This window comes from Moorena sp. SIO1F2 (assembly GCF_010672755.1).
Lineage (GTDB): Bacteria > Cyanobacteriota > Cyanobacteriia > Cyanobacteriales > Coleofasciculaceae > Moorena.
The window spans coordinates 1-15,174 of the sequence record NZ_JAAHFV010000138.1 but is presented as its reverse complement, the minus strand read 5'-3'; the positions used below and the strand labels follow the sequence as shown (position 1 = coordinate 15,174).

Sequence of the window (15,174 nt, the reverse complement as noted above, 5' to 3'; positions counted from 1 at the left end):
AATTGTAGCGCTCTTAGTTAATTCCCTGGTAATTTCTGGTTAATCCAGAATTTCCTAGCTAAGATGCAGGTAATGGACATTAGTCCGCTGGTTGTAATGGTCACGACACCTACGAATCACCGCCAGTTCGTAGCCCTGTCCCTAGTAGTTAATGTCCCTAGTAGTTAAGGTGAGGGAAACATGTGCTGCTAGCCCAACCACCCTTTACAACATTGTCTTGATGCAGTCGCTCATGGGGGAAACCCCCGCAGGTCGGCGCTGCATCGCTGCCGTTCCCGGAAGCGGGACGAAGTCCGGCAAACCTTACCCCTGATAGGAGTTGCACAAAACCTAAGCAACTAAGTCGGCTTGTCAACGAAATTACTAGTTATTAAGCCTCCTATCGTTAACAATTTTGCTAAGCGCGGTTGGTGACTACTACCCATCCTATCAGCAAAATAAAAATAGACATAATCAAGTTATAAAAGCGAAAGACAGATGAGCGAATTACAAGAGAAAATAGACCAAGAGCGTGAACAAGCTAGAGCCGTTTGTGATACTGAAGGGGCGTCTTCAGCAGAATGTGCAGTAGCTTGGGATAACGTAGAAGAACTACAAGCAGAGGCTTCCCATCAGCGGCAAAATACCGAGCCCAAAAACTCCCTTGAGCAGTACTGTGATGATAATCCTGACGCAGCTGAGTGCCGGGTATATGACGACTAGACTCTAGGATTGTTCTGCCAAATACTCTGCATAAGGGTAGCAGGAGGGAATCCCCCGGTGCGCTTTTCGTTGGCGAATTTAATTCGCCACGGGTGTCACCGCTATTATGGTTTCCTCCTGCTACCCTTTTTGGTGGCGTTACTGGCCTGATGCTTTCCTTGGCTTTGTTTCTAGATTTCCAGTATGGGCATTGGTGAAATAACATAGATCAAGGTCATTTCGGCAACAAGCAATGCAAGATGAAATTATTCAATTACTGGTTTGGATGGACTACCGTTTGGCAGTTCTGTTCACAGTATTTATCCCCTTGATGCTGCTAATTTGGGCATTTTTCCAGAAAGCAGATGCGATGGTACGGCTGTTGATTATCTATTGGCGTGTTTCCAGTCTCCTAGCGATTACAGTTTACTTGTTGATTGTCGGTTGGCCGATTGCTTATGTGTCTGCTTTGAGCTCCCGTATTCTAATCCCGATCTCCCTGTGGTTTTGGATTGACTTGAATGAGGAGATTGATGATAGACCAGCTACTCCCTTGAAGCTAGCACTGACATCTTGGCGTTGGGCAATGACTATTTACTGTACTCTGGGGACAATTGCCAGTATTCCATTTCTACGTTGTGCCTTTGTCCCAGGAGCAATCACATCTGGATTTTGTCAGGTGTTGAGGCAGCCGCCTTTGTTATTCAAACAGTATTTCCATGCTGGTTATACCCCTGGATTTTTGGGTTTTATGGGAATGGTGGGATTATTCTTTTATGTCCTTTACTTAAGCTATTTCGTTCTGTTTCGACTCGGCAAACAAGGACGATCAGCTATTGAACCATGAAATGGGTTATGGCTTTGGATTTTGTAGGGCAGTAGCATCTTCTTTGAGACTCCCCACGGCGCTTATGCCGGGGGAGTCTTGGTTCAAAGGAGGTAAGCCTATGGGCGCTCGCGCACGCTGCGCGAACAGCACTCAGGGGTCAGCCGTCAGCCGTCAGCCATTCCCGTAGCGTGCCGGTAGCGCATAGCCTGATAGCTGAATACTTACCAAAATAAAGATTGATTAACGGATTCGGAATTCTACTTAACCTACAGGTAAATCGCGCTAATCAGATTTTATGGTCACCACCAGTACGATAAAGCTAAACCGTTTATCATATCCTGCTAATAGGCAACGCCACAACTAAAAACTAACAACTGACAACTCACAGATGATGGATTCCATTGGTAGGCGTCTAGAACAATACACCATCAAACGCCCAAAAGAAGTATTGATCGTTACCGCACAGATCGCTGGTGAACAGGATCAAATTGCTATTTTTAAAGGTTTTTCCAGTTCTTTAATGCGCCCGACATCCTTTGACCCAGATGTAGCGGTCTTACCACCACAGGCAAAGATCATTAGCATAGATCGAGTGGCTGCTCCCTATAATCCACAGTCTCCTCGTTATCTTCAGCAAGGACTGAGTTTGGAAACTATGGAAAAGTTGTTTGAGAATGCTGGTGTTTAATTCAGTATCTTTGCCAGGTGGTGGCTGCTAAGTTCCGAGGGAGGAACGTAAATTTTGGTAAAGTTTTGCCCGAAGGCCCTTGGGAGCTAAGTGTATTTGGATTTAGTTAGTTAATTTTGATAAAGTCTTGCCAGAAGCCTAACAGGGGTAAATCTAGTTTGATCTAGTTAGTCAATGGTTGAGTAAATCTTTGATAAACTCTGGCCAAAGCGCTCACAGGGCTATATGTACTTGGATCATAATCTGAATGTACTTGGATCATAATCTGATCACAAGCATGTATGGGATCACAACTATGGGTTGGATGTATTGATGAATATCTACCAAAGCAAAATAAAGTGTTATTCTCCACAGTGAGTGTGTAATGTGAGGAAATTGAAATTATGGTTACATCCCCTGTCCGTATCCAGGGATGGAATAGTGCTGAGTTCTCATCCAAGAATCAGCCAATGAACTGCCCCAATGTCAGGTTACCTTGGCAACCCCTAACTCTACCGACAACCCCATTATTCGGCACCGATGGCATTCGGGGACGAGCAGGAACATTGCTCAGTGAAGATTTGGCTTTACAAGTGGGTTTCTGGGCTGGTCTGGTGTTACAGGAATACTCAGCTGTACCAGGACCGGTGATTTTGGGGCAGGATTCGCGCAACTCTAGTGATATGTTGGCAACAGCCTTAGCTAAGGGGCTGACTACAGCAGGTCTAGAGGTTTGGCACCTGGGATTATGTCCCACTCCCGGTGTTGCCTACCTGTGCAGTGCTACAAGTGCCATCGGGGGTGTGATGATTTCCGCTAGTCATAATCCTCCAGAAGACAATGGGATTAAGTTTTTTAGCGGGAAAGGCACTAAGCTATCTCAGGAGCTGCAAAAGCATATAGAAGCTGGATTGAGGGGTTTTACTGATCAGGGTGTAGTGAGTAAAACCCAAGGGAAGTATCACTATCGCCCAGGGTTGGTCACCGATTATGCCGCAGCACTTCATTGTCCTCTGAAAGGAGTGACGAATTTACAAGGGATGAAGATTGTGCTGGATTTGGCTTGGGGGGCAGCAGTGCGACTCTCAGGACAAGTGTTTGAGCAGTTGGGGGCACAAGTGATCTGTTTGCATGACCAGGCAGATGGCGATCGCATTAATGTCAATTGTGGCTCGACTCACCTCGAACCCCTCAAAGCTGCGGTAAAAGAATACCAAGCAGATCTTGGGTTTGCGTTTGATGGTGATGCAGACCGATTGATGGCAGTAGATGCCCACGGTCGGGAGATCAATGGAGATTATATCCTCTATTTTTGGGGTCAAACCTTACGTGCTGCCCAAAAGCTACCAGAAGACCTAATGGTCGCAACGGTAATGGCAAATTTAGGATTTGAACGAGCCTGGAAGCAGTTGGGGGGTAAATTCCTACGGACAGCGGTCGGAGATCAGCATGTCCAAGCTAAAATGCTCCAAACTGGAGCTATGCTAGGGGGTGAGCAATCGGGACATATCATCTGTCACCATTATGGTCTGACTGGGGATGGCATGTTAACTGCTTTACATATAGCTTCTTTGGTGCATGAATCTGGGATGACCTTAGGGCAGTTAGTAGACCAAAGTTTCCAGACTTATCCCCAACTGCTGCGTAATGTCAGGGTAGAAGACCGAGAACGCCGACGTGGATGGCAAGAGTGTGAGGCGATCACGAATGCGATCGCAAAAGGGGAAGCAGCCATGGGAGACCAAGGTCGAATTCTGGTTCGTGCTTCTGGTACTGAACCCGTGATCCGGGTGATGGTCGAAGCGGCCAATTCTAAACTTGCTCACCACTGGACATCAGAGTTAGTTAATGTCGTTGAGCGATATTTAGCTAACTGATTGATCAAAATGTTTCCAGCAACTATTCTGAGCCGTTGCATAGTTAACTTGTATCTTTGTTAACTTAGATCGGTTCAGTGATCGGGTTGTGTTGACGGTTGACGGTTGACGGTTGACGGTTTATGGTTGACGGTAAATCATCAACCCTGATCTGAGTCTCTCTTGAGGAGAACTCCTTGCCCATCTACGGTCAAAAACCAGATCGGTGGAAAGGGTCAGGAAAAAAGGTTAAAAACCCTGAACTTAATACTTAATAGGGGTGCATAGGAAACTATTGGCAGTATTTTGGTTAGCTTATAGCTGACGAAATGCTTGATTCTTTGCAAGGTTCCAATAACGCCATGGCAACCTCACCCTAACATTAAAACTCCCGTTACTTTGGCTCAATTAGTCAAATTAATGGGAGTTTTTTACCTTGTTTTTCTATCAAGATAGGTTAATCATGCTAGTTTTCGTAATTCCACTCAAGAGTCGAAATGTTTCCAAGTCTTGGGAACATGTATCTAAATTATTTGAACGGTGTATAAAATCAGTATGTAATCAAACATCATCGGAATTTAGAGTAATTGTTGTTTGTAATGAAAAGCCACAGATTACATTCAGTCATCCCCATATCATTTATCTTGAGGTTGATTATCCTACTCCCAAAGAGCAAACCCAGAGGCTTAGAGGAAATACAGATAAAGGACGTAAGCTTTTAACAGGATCAACCTATGCTCGTCGATTTGACCCAACTCATGTTATGAATGTCGATGCCGATGATTGTGTTAGCAAACAGTTAGCGGAATTTGTTAGGAAAAATCCTCAGGACAATGGCTGGTTTATTAATAGAGGTTATAAGTATCGAGATGGAGAAGATTGTTTGTATTTAAAACGAAAACAATTCTATAGAATGTCGGGTACAGCGAATATTATTAGATGGGATTTACTAGAGTTACCTGAGAAACCTGAATACAATCGGGGTTATGGCTACTACAAGTTTTATATTGATCATGGGAAAGTTAAAAGTATTCTAGCCAACAAGGGAACCCCTCTAAAACCATTACCCTTTTCTGGTAGTGTTTATATCCTTGGTACTGGTGAGAATATATCAGCAAATGAAGACAGATTATCCTTTAACATCTTCAATCGAAAGGCGTTGAGCAAATCAATTTGTGATGAATTTGGCTTGTACAAGCTGGCTTAATCGTCTTAGAAGCACCAATTTCAACTTGATCATGCCAAATTAAGAAATAATAACATCGATAGACAATGGGATGGTTCTGCCATGGTCAAAGGTCGGTCAAAATCTAAGTCATCAAAGAAAGGGAAAACGCCATCTGAGACCACAACCTTAAATCTGAAGCAACAGTTAGCTCAAAAACGCCGAGCGCAACGGGCGCGTAAAGAAGTCATCCAAATTATTACTATGACAGCAGCTTTTGGAGCGATTATCGGGGTGTTGCTGGCTCTGGTGGTTGATCCTAAAGCTGGTGCAGCTGCAGTAGCTGGTCTGCCTTGTCTGGTTCTGTCCTATAAATATCCTCGCAAAGCACTTTGGGCATTCATGATCTATATGCCTTTTAGTGGCACAATCATTTACTCCATTGGCAATAGTCCACTGCTTCAGCTGGCTAAAGATGGTATCTATATCCCTGCTTTGATTGGTCTATTACAGCAGTGTAAGCAGGAAAGAAAACCGATCATCGTAGCCAAATCCCTAATGCTACCCTTAGGCATTGTGTGCGCATCAAGTTTGCTGACACTTTTGTTTGCTAATGGCTCCCAGCAACTACTTCCCCCTTGTTCAGATCTACCAGGGATGCGTAGAGGTATAACCTGCGAAGATGGACAGCCGATACTGATGGGAATTTTGGGTTTGAAAGTTTTTTTGGGATACATTCCCTTAATCTTTTGTGCCTACTACCTGATACGTAGCAAGAAAGAATTACTATTCCTCTCAAGGATGTTCACAGTTCTGGCTATTATTTGCTGTAGCCTTGCCTTTATTCAGTACATGATGCTCAAAACTGGTAGATGCGCTGGAACCCAATTCAGACACGGGGCTGCCTTATTCAAAGCTTCCCTAGATGCTAGATGTTTTGTGGGTGGGTCTTTATTGTATAGTCCTCAAGTGGGACAAATCCGCTTACCGGGAACCTTTGTTGCCCCTTGGCAGTGGGGCTGGTTCCTGATTTCTAATGCCTTTTTTAGCTTTGCTACTGCTTTCAGCGACCCCTCAGCTCGTTGGCGAAGTGTTGGTTTAGGTGCCATGGCATCGGTTTTTGTTCTGGCAGTAGTCTCTGGTCAGCGGATTGCTCTGGCTTTGGTGCCAACCGTAACTTTAATCTTGCTGGTTTTAACGGGTCAAGTCACTAACCTTAAACGATTTTTACCTATTTTGGGGGGATTAGGACTTTTATTGGGAATTGCTGCAACTGCTTTTCCTGAAGTAGTTCAGGAACGGATAGATAGTTTGATCGGTCGTTGGCAAGCTGCACCAGCGGATGATTTTATCCTTAATCAATTTGCTTTTACCTGGCATAGACTCAGAGGCTCATTAATTGGTCTGGGATTAGGACGAGCGACTAACTCTGCTCGTGTTTTCGGTAAAACCAGTTTGGTAGAAACTTGGTTTCCCAAAGTGATGCATGAAGTTGGTCCGCTGGGGCTGCTGACTTTTCTAGTATTTGTAACTGCGATTACTGTACTTACCTTCAAGGCTTACCGCTCAGTGAAAAACAAGGATTTGCGGAGTATCGGTGCCAGCTATTGGGTACTTATTTTGTTTATTAGCTACCAAACCTATTACTATCCCTTGGATGTAGATCCAGTGGCAGTCTATTATTGGTTGATTACTGGTGTTGTGCTCAAGTTGCCCGAAATCAATCGCCAAGAACAAGAGGAACTAGAGAAACTAGAGGCAGCACAGGCAAACGAGCCTCAACCTAAAAAGAAACGAGGTATGAAGGCATCGAAAAAGGGAAAAGGAAAACGGCAAAAGGGCAAAGGCAAACGACAAACGGTTTTTTCAACAGGTCTGCACGGATAACTGTTCCCTGTACTATGCTGGTATTGGTTTTACCTTTTAGCTTAAGAATTCTCGAACTTTCCATAAAACCACGGATGTCTAAGGATAGCATGTCACTTAAACTGTTATCGATTGTCGGCATTATCAGCAGTTAAATGCTTAAGGACAAAGTACTAAAAACAACGACAATGATTTCTGTAATTATCCCTACTTACGGACGGGAAGACCCTTTGCGGGATACCTTGGAAGATGTCCTGAAGCAAGACTACCCTGCTTTTGAAGTACTGGTTGTCGATCAAACTCGAACCCACAAACCAGAGATTCAATCTTATTTAGAGCAGCTGGCTAATGCTGGTAAGATTCGCTGGTTCCGGGTTGATTGGGCGAGTTTACCTGGGGCAAGAAATTATGGGGTAAGGCGGGCATCCGGGGACATTATTGTGTTTATCGATGATGATATCAAGATGCCACCGGGGTATTTAACTGCTCATGCTCGTAACTATGAACAATCCCCAGAGATTGGGGCAGTGGCAGGACGAGTATTTGACCGGATGAAGCTAGCGGAGAAAGGAGCAGCAGCAGATTCCCCCACTCCCTCTTACACTATTGAGGACTTGCCTAAGGAGGCGATGGACCCTGGGATTGCATGGTATTACATAGACTTAGTCCATACCGTTAAGCCCCAACGGGTTATCTCAGCCCGAGGCTGCAATATGTCTTTCCGCCGGGAGATTTTTACGAAGTATGGGCTGCACTTTGATGAACAGTTCCGGGGGAGTGCGGTTCGTGAGGAGTCGGATTTTTGTTTGCGATTTCGCCGTACTGGTTATCAAATTTGGTATGACCCAGATGCTTATTTAGTCCATTTAGGGGAAGAAACTGGGGGGTGTCATGATATTAGTACGCGATCGCTTGAGTATCAGTTGACCTTTTATCACAACCATTTCTTGATGGGGATGAAAAATCTTACCCTTAGTGAACAGCTACGGCTGTTTGGTCGTCTATTTGATTGCCACGTCTTAGGAAATCCTCCTTGTAATAAAAGTGGTTCCCCGATCAAAATTATTAGCCGTGCTGGTTTCTACATGTTGGGTTTTTTAAAAGCACTTGGTACACGCATCAAATCTATCTGGGATGATGGTCAAATTTATACTCGGCTAGACCGTTAACTGTCAAAAAATTACCCATGAAAATCTTAGTTGCTAGCCACTCCTATATTGTTGACCTTAACTGCGAGAAGTTACGAACACTCGCTCACTTAGAACCTAACATTGAGGTAACTGTGGTGGTTCCCCGGCGCTGGCGTCCTGGTGGTGTCCAAAATCGCATCATTGAAACCCAACCCCGTGAGGAAGGTTCATTTCGGGTGGTACCAGTGTCTAACTTTAGTGAAAATAATCAGGGGCTGCTGACATTTGGGCTAGATATTATCCCTTTATTGAAACAGTTTCGCCCCAATATTATTCAAGTGGAACAGGGAGCTAAGGCATTAGGTTATGCTCAATTTATTACCCTGAATAAGCTATTGGGACTGAAGGCGAAAAACCTATTTTTTACTTGGTGGAATCTGCCCTACCAGGTAAAATTTCCGGTGTCTGTGTTGGAAGGGTATAATCTGCGCCATACCGATGGATTGATTTGTGGGAATCAGGATGGGGTAGAAATCCTGCGACAACATGGTTATAACGGACCAGCTAAAGTAATGCCCCAATTGGGGGTAGATGAAAGCCTGTTTCGTCCCCAACCTCAGCCAGAGTTAAAACAGCAGTTGGGAATTCAACCCAATGACTTTGTGGTGGGATTTGTGGGACGGTTTGTAGAGGAGAAGGGATTACTGACTTTAGGTAAAGCCCTAGCTGGGTTATCTGGGATGCAGTGGAAGTGGCTGCTGCTAGGGCGTGGTCCCCTCAAGCCGATATTGATGGAAAAGGCGGCAGAGTGGGGAATTAAAGACCAACTGATTTGGCTTGAGAGTGTTCCCCATGACGAGGTACCTCGTTATATTAATGTGATGAATACTCTGGTGCTACCATCAGAGACTAATTATAAGTTTAAAACCTTAACTAGTGTAGGTTGGAAGGAACAGTTTGGTCATGTGCTGATTGAGGCGATGGCATCTAAAGTACCAGTAATTGGTTCGGATTCTGGAGAAATTCCCTATGTGATTGGGGATGCTGGGTTGGTGTTTCCTGAAAAGGATGAGTCGGAGTTACGACATTGTTTACAGCAGCTAATCAAGCAACCAGATTTGGCTGAGAAATTAGGAGATTTGGGTTATGCACGGGCAATGGAGCAGTATACGAATAAGGCGTTAGCTAAACAGCTGTTGAATTTTTATGAGGAATTAAGAATTAAGAATTAAGAATTAAGAATTAAGAATTAAGAATTGGGAATTCACCATTTTAGTATTAATAATTATCCATTCTCTATTATCTATTCTCCATTCTCCATTCTCCATTCTCCATTCTCCATTCTCCATTCTTCATTCTTCATTCTTCATTCTCCATTCTTCGCTACCACCTCTATGGACTGTTTTCACCCATTTCAACCGTTTAGGACGCACAGACATCCGAGCGGTTGTAGCGGCCATCACCACCATCCAGTGCAATAGATAAAGATTTCCCCTCAAGGTCTGCAATAGAGGAACCAACAGGTTAGAAACACCTAATCGTCGATTTTGATTGGTGCGGCGCAGCCCAACAAACATCCCAATCACTGATACGGTGACAGTTAGCCCAGTAATGGGGCTAAAAATAGGTAGACGGTTACGGGCAATAGCCATCAAACAGTCTGGTACAGCAGCAGTGGGCAAAAAGTACTGGATGATCAAGTAGGTAAATAAATCTAGAGTTTTCCGCAAACCTAGGCGGTTACTTACAATTAAACGCCAGTAATCTAGATAGCGCTGGTACCCTCCTTCTGCCCAACGGTTCCGTTGATGCCAGAGTGCGATCGCACTGGTGACTCCTTCTTCTTCTACTGGCGGGTAATTGAGAAAGCCAATATCCCACTGATCCAGGTGTAGGCGAATGGTTAAATCTAAGTCGTCGGTGATGGTTTCTTCATTCCAGGCACCGCAACGCTGTAGTGCGCAACGTCGGACAAACTGACCATTGCCCCGCAATTCAGCAATCCCACCAACTGCAATACGTTGCTGTTGGAAATAGCTGTCGAGAGCCATTTCTGCCATTTGCCCTCGTGTCCAGAAATTCAGTGGTGCATTTGCGATCGCTTTTCTGACCTGCACTGCTCCCACTCGCGGGTTATTAAATAAGGGCAACACCCGCCTTAGCATATCTTTGGGAACTTTAGCATCTGCATCAAATACTGCTACAATCTCGCCTTTCGTTAAACCAAGTACCTGATTGAGTGCTCCTGATTTCCCTCCCCCGGCATTAGCACTCCGGTGCAGTACCTTCAACTGGTCGTATGTTGCTGCTAACTTATCTAAGATTTCTGGTGTTTGGTCAGTACTGTGATCGTCAATTACCCACAGTTCATACTGATTTTTCGGGTAGTCTAATTGACATAGAGACTTAACTAAATTACTGATGACACTTTCTTCATTTTTTGCTGCTACTACCAGAGACACAAAGGGAAAATCGTCTTTCTCCTCATCTAAAAAGGGTTGAGGGGTTTTTAACGGTCGAGCCAGCAAGAACCGTAGGCAATGAATTCCTAATATCGTTGTTAAGCCCAAGCTCACCCAGATCCCCCAAGACACCAAATGCAGTGCTATGGTTATGCACCACACTATGGTTAACACTAAAGCTGCTTTGCGTCGGCGTCCTTCTAGTCCATGAAAAAATAAGCTAGTTTCAAACTCTTCCTCTGACAAGTTAGACAGCATAGAGCCAAGTTGGTTCAGCTCTTGGCTTGGCGCTTTTTCTGACCACGAATTCTCCGACATAAGCTATTTACTGCAACTACCAACGAAGGCCACTGATGCCTTATTCTATCCGAAATTGTTACAAAATTGTTAAATTCTCTCAAGGAAAGTATACTTTAGGACATAATATATCATCTCCGGTGTCAAGGGAACAGGCAACATAAACATCTGTTAACCTTTACTTCGACTGCTATAATTCTCATTCCACCTGAAGCGAGTCTGTTCAGGAAGTTTTGAGGCTTAGGGCAAGGTGTTATCTTAATGGTTAAGGGTGCCTAAAGCCAATAGCCTAATCCCCATCATTTATAACAGCCAGAGTTCCCGCTAGAAAACTCTGGCGACAGGCATGACGCTGAATCTTACCACTAGAGGTCTTGGGAATAGTACCTGGTTTGAGCAACAGAGCAGTATGAACCTGCAAATCGTGATGTTGTAAGACTGCTCGTCGGATTAACCGGATTAACTCCTTGGTATCAAGGGCATGGTCTTTCGCGCCATTGCCAGGATCAGAAGTAGCTAGCCGAGTAGATTTCCAATAGCTACGTTCTACCTCAGCAATCACTACTAACTGTTCTTCACCAGCAATATTCACGGAAAATCCTGCCGAACACGTGGGTCTGAGCAAGGAGTGGGTGTTTTCTACGGTCCATTCAATATCTTGGGGATAGTGGTTACGACCATTGATAATGATCAGATCCTTCAGACGACCAGTAATAAATAATTCACCATCGAGCATGAATCCCAAGTCACCGGTGCGTAGAAATGGCTTTTTCCCCATCGGTGCTAGGGTTACGCCAAAGTTGTGTTTTGTTGTTGCCGGTTGATTCCAGTAACCTTGGGCAATGCTTGGTCCTGATACCCAAATTTCTCCCACTTGTCCTGGTTCACATGGGGTCAAGGTTTCAGGATGGACAATTACAATCTGCTGGTCTGGCAGGCTTTGACCACAGCCTACCAGAGTAAGGGTACCTTCAAGATCAAGACTAGCTGGGACAACCTGATTTTGCTCCAGTGCTGCCCCCTCAACTGTTTTTAAGACAATTGGGGCACTTTTGATACCACCAGAAACCATTAAGGTGGCTTCAGCCATGCCATAGCAAGGGTAGAATGCTTCTCGGCGGAAGCCACAGGACTCAAACTTTGTGGCAAACCGCTCTAAAATGGCCGAGTTAATGGGCTCAGCTCCGTTAAAGGCAATGTCCCAACTACTCAAATCCAAGTTTGTTAGTTGTTCCGGCTTGATTTTGCGATCGCATAAGTCGTAACCAAAGTTTGGTCCTCCACTGCTGGTGGCTCGATAGTTGGAAATTGCTTTTAACCAGCGGATCGGACTTTGCAAAAACATCAAGGGGGACATGAGAGTAGCTGGAAAACCGCCGTATAGAGGTTGGAGTATGCCACCAATCAGACCCATGTCATGGTACATCGGCAACCAACTCACCACACTGCTCTGGTCGGTGTGCTCAAAATACTGATAGATAGCAGCTGAATTATGGACTAGATTGCTGTGGCTAATCATTACTCCCTTCGGGGCAGCGGTTGAACCAGAGGTGTATTGGAGAAAAGCTAGGGTGCTACCATCTATAGCTGCTTGCTGCCATGATTGAGCTAAGTTGCCGTTGATGTTTTCTGTGGCTAGCCAGTGCAGTGTCTTCAGTTCTGGAGCTTGAGTAAACCGTCGCTCTAAATTAGACAGGATTGCTTGGGTAGTTAGGGCTACCCTTGCCAGGGAATCCTTGACAATTGCCTGAACACGGACAAGGGAGCGGTTTGGTCTAGGAGGATAAGCGGGGACAGCTACAACCCCAGCGTACAGACACCCGAAAAATGCACAAATATAGTCTAGACCAGGAGGATACAGTAGTAGGGCAGTTTCTCCTGGGGAATATATTGATTGCAGGTGGAACGCGATCGCTTGGGCTTGTTGCTCCAACTGTTGGTAAGTCAGAGTGACCTGTTCGGTTTCTCCATCCACCAAAAAGGTATATGCGATCGCATCTGGCTGGTTAACTGCTCTGTAGCGCAGGATATCAACTAATGTGGCTGCTTGGAGAATAGTTTGTGACACCTTTTACCCCTGCACTCAACAACTTACACAAAAAAACTTACACAAAACATTTAAAATCATTACTTTAGCCTAATTCCGACATAACCAACTATGCTCCAATTTATGATTTTTAGGTTAGGAGCTTCGAGTAATAATAATTGATTTTACTGGAATTAATTTTTAACATACATTTGGTAAATAATACATCAATTATTAACACTCATTACCCTTCCCAAACTTCCGACATTATTACCGAAATTACCTATTTCATAGTTAGACTAATTTGCTGCACCGAGGCCATCCAAACAACTGTAGTTTGTTAAATAAATTGGGTAACAAAGCAAAGACGTATTTGAATATTTTAAAGCTAAAATGCTCATCATAAGTTCCCACCCATTCTTTGTTTTTCTCAATCCAGCTGGCGATTGTCTTAGCCACTTTTTCAGCAGGAGGAGCAGAATTGACTCGGTTGGCTCGGATTTTATAACCTTTTTGATTGAGACGGTTCACTGGTGCCCAAGCCAAGGGACCGCTGATCACACCAGGACGGTAAAGCCTCATGCGAATTTGATGATTGCTAGCGTGGTAAACGATTGGTCCAACACCTGACCAGTAATAGTGCAGAGCAATTTTACCAGAATGATAGACTGGACCAAAACAAGAAGGGCTACCATCTGCAATCGAACCAATAGCAACCACATCCAGGGGTCGCTCGCGCTTTAGCTTGGCTGCTTCCAGGGCTACCAATGCTGGCCAACTGTAGTTAACACGGTTCATCGATTCTACTATCTCAACCAGTGGCACTCCTCCATCCCCTACCTCAGTTTCGATTTGTCCTGCATTCAGGATAATCACATCGGGGTCATACTCAAGCAACTTTTGGGCATCCTCAAGGGTTTGTTGTTGAGACACACACAATGTATTTAAATAGTTACCTTCGAGGGTTTCTTGACGGGTTACACCAACTACTTGCCAACCACGATTGATGTACTCTTGACCTAACGCACTGCCGAGGGTGCCGGAAATTCCTGTGATTACAACAGTTTTCATGCTAACAAGTCTCGTTAATATAATCTGCCACTCGCAGTGCATTAGCTACAATGGTTAAAGCAGGACTAACCCCCAACGAGGTTGGCATAAATCCACCATCCACAACAAATACATTGTCATGATCGTGCAAACGGCAGTATGGGTCAAGCACTGATGTTTTGGGATCGCTACCAAAACGTGTGGTGCCCACTTGATGGGCTGTCTGGCGATCATCTTTATCCCCGGTGGCACCAAACATGAATACTACCCCAGCATGGCCCATCACTTTCTTGAGCTGGCGCATATAGTAACGGGAGCGGTAAATATCGTAAGGATGAAATTTGTGGAATAGATGGATCGCTCCTGTGTTGCTAACTTCTACCCTGTTTTCGGGTTGGGGCAAGTCTTCGACAAAACCTGTCATCGCCAGTATCCGTTTGAGTAGGAATTTTGCGATCGCATCTGGAATCGGTACTGGTAAATTTTCTTGTATGCTCAGATGCCCAGGGATTGGCACAGTTTGGGAATACCCGAGCTTATGGGGAAAATCTGCTGAGCCAAAATAAAGATCCGTGAAGCCTAACTGCTTGATGAAGGTATCTGCGCCACCGGTAGGTTTGCTAAACAACCCAGCCGCCAAAGCACCGCAATGGTACATATAATTTCTGCCCACCTGACCACTACGACCTGTTAAGCCAGATTTGATCAGGATTACTGGGCTACCGATGGCTCCAGCTGTTATAATATATGTTTTAGCTTTCAGCCTCTCGATTGTCCCACTATCGCGCCAGCGAAGTTTTACCAAAAAATTTGGGTTTAAAGCCCCGTCCTTATAGGAGACGAAACCTTAGAATAAAGAAGCCTTAATTAATAAGTTTTAACCCTTCTGCTCATAGCCTGCAGATTTAGGATATCAAAGGTAAGAGGGGAAAAAACCTGTGTACCTCGTAGGGAGCAGGAAAGAAAGAAAAGGTAACAAAGAAAAGGTAAAAAATTCTTTTTACCTCTGCAGTCTTGATTCAGGAAGTACGATAAAAGCGATGCATCGCTCTTCCCTATTCCCTATTCCCTATTCCCTATTCCCTATTCCCTATTCCCTATTCCCTATTCCCTATTCCCTATTCCCTATTCCCTATTCCCTATTC

The 15,174-nt window shown here is 44.6% G+C and carries 13 protein-coding genes; 9 read left to right on the top strand and 4 right to left on the bottom strand.

What is annotated here, in order from left to right; translation table 11 throughout:
• Positions 1–477 precede the first annotated feature (477 nt).
• From F6J94_RS17305 to hpsO, 9 genes are all read left to right on the top strand, one after another.
• Positions 478–702 (top strand): Calvin cycle protein CP12, encoded by a 225-nt coding sequence (locus F6J94_RS17305; protein ID WP_293025744.1) that lies wholly within the window; start codon positions 478–480, stop codon positions 700–702.
• Between the two features lie 232 nt (positions 703–934).
• The gene (locus F6J94_RS17300) at positions 935–1,528 is read left to right on the top strand and encodes a DUF3177 family protein (protein WP_293025742.1); all 594 of its coding nucleotides are present in this window, start codon (positions 935–937) and stop codon (positions 1,526–1,528) included.
• Positions 1,518–1,697 carry a hypothetical protein gene (locus F6J94_RS17295; RefSeq protein ID WP_293042649.1) on the top strand — a complete coding sequence of 60 codons (180 nt, stop codon included), beginning with the start codon at positions 1,518–1,520 and terminating at the stop codon, positions 1,695–1,697. The genes F6J94_RS17300 and F6J94_RS17295 overlap by 11 nt, the downstream gene beginning before the upstream one ends.
• Before the next feature lie 201 nt (positions 1,698–1,898).
• Positions 1,899–2,198: a hypothetical protein gene (locus tag F6J94_RS17290; protein ID WP_293042646.1), complete on the top strand. Its 300-nt coding sequence runs from the start codon at positions 1,899–1,901 to the stop codon at positions 2,196–2,198.
• A 383-nt stretch (positions 2,199–2,581) separates the two neighbouring features.
• Entirely contained in the window at positions 2,582–4,054 is a 1,473-nt protein-coding gene (gene glmM, locus F6J94_RS17285) for a phosphoglucosamine mutase (RefSeq protein WP_293025736.1), read from the top strand.
• A 442-nt stretch (positions 4,055–4,496) separates the two neighbouring features.
• Complete coding sequence (locus tag F6J94_RS17280) at positions 4,497–5,240, top strand: glycosyltransferase family A protein (protein WP_293042643.1); 744 nt, start codon at positions 4,497–4,499, stop codon at positions 5,238–5,240.
• Positions 5,241–5,321: 81 nt separating this feature from the next.
• Entirely contained in the window at positions 5,322–7,085 is a 1,764-nt protein-coding gene (gene hpsL / locus F6J94_RS17275) for a hormogonium polysaccharide biosynthesis protein HpsL (protein WP_293042640.1), read from the top strand.
• Positions 7,086–7,252: 167 nt separating this feature from the next.
• A complete protein-coding gene (gene hpsN / locus F6J94_RS17270; RefSeq protein ID WP_293042637.1) occupies positions 7,253–8,233 on the top strand; it encodes a hormogonium polysaccharide biosynthesis glycosyltransferase HpsN in 981 nt (326 codons plus the stop codon).
• A gap of 17 nt (positions 8,234–8,250) precedes the next feature.
• The gene (hpsO, locus tag F6J94_RS17265; RefSeq protein WP_293042633.1) at positions 8,251–9,426 is read left to right on the top strand and encodes a hormogonium polysaccharide biosynthesis glycosyltransferase HpsO; all 1,176 of its coding nucleotides are present in this window, start codon (positions 8,251–8,253) and stop codon (positions 9,424–9,426) included.
• A gap of 120 nt (positions 9,427–9,546) precedes the next feature.
• Here the strand turns inward: hpsO and F6J94_RS17260 are convergent, their stop codons facing one another.
• From F6J94_RS17260 to F6J94_RS17245, 4 genes are all read right to left on the bottom strand, one after another.
• Complete coding sequence (locus F6J94_RS17260) at positions 9,547–10,974, bottom strand: glycosyltransferase family 2 protein (protein ID WP_293042630.1); 1,428 nt, start codon at positions 10,972–10,974, stop codon at positions 9,547–9,549.
• Between the two features lie 268 nt (positions 10,975–11,242).
• Positions 11,243–13,021, bottom strand: a complete 1,779-nt coding sequence (locus F6J94_RS17255; protein ID WP_293042615.1) for a fatty acyl-AMP ligase — start codon at positions 13,019–13,021, stop codon at positions 11,243–11,245.
• Positions 13,022–13,273: 252 nt separating this feature from the next.
• Positions 13,274–14,050, bottom strand: a complete 777-nt coding sequence (locus F6J94_RS17250) for an SDR family NAD(P)-dependent oxidoreductase (RefSeq protein WP_293042612.1) — start codon at positions 14,048–14,050, stop codon at positions 13,274–13,276.
• A 1-nt stretch (position 14,051) separates the two neighbouring features.
• Positions 14,052–14,834 (bottom strand): GMC oxidoreductase, encoded by a 783-nt coding sequence (locus tag F6J94_RS17245; RefSeq protein WP_293042609.1) that lies wholly within the window; start codon positions 14,832–14,834, stop codon positions 14,052–14,054.
• Positions 14,835–15,174: the final 340 nt, after the last annotated feature.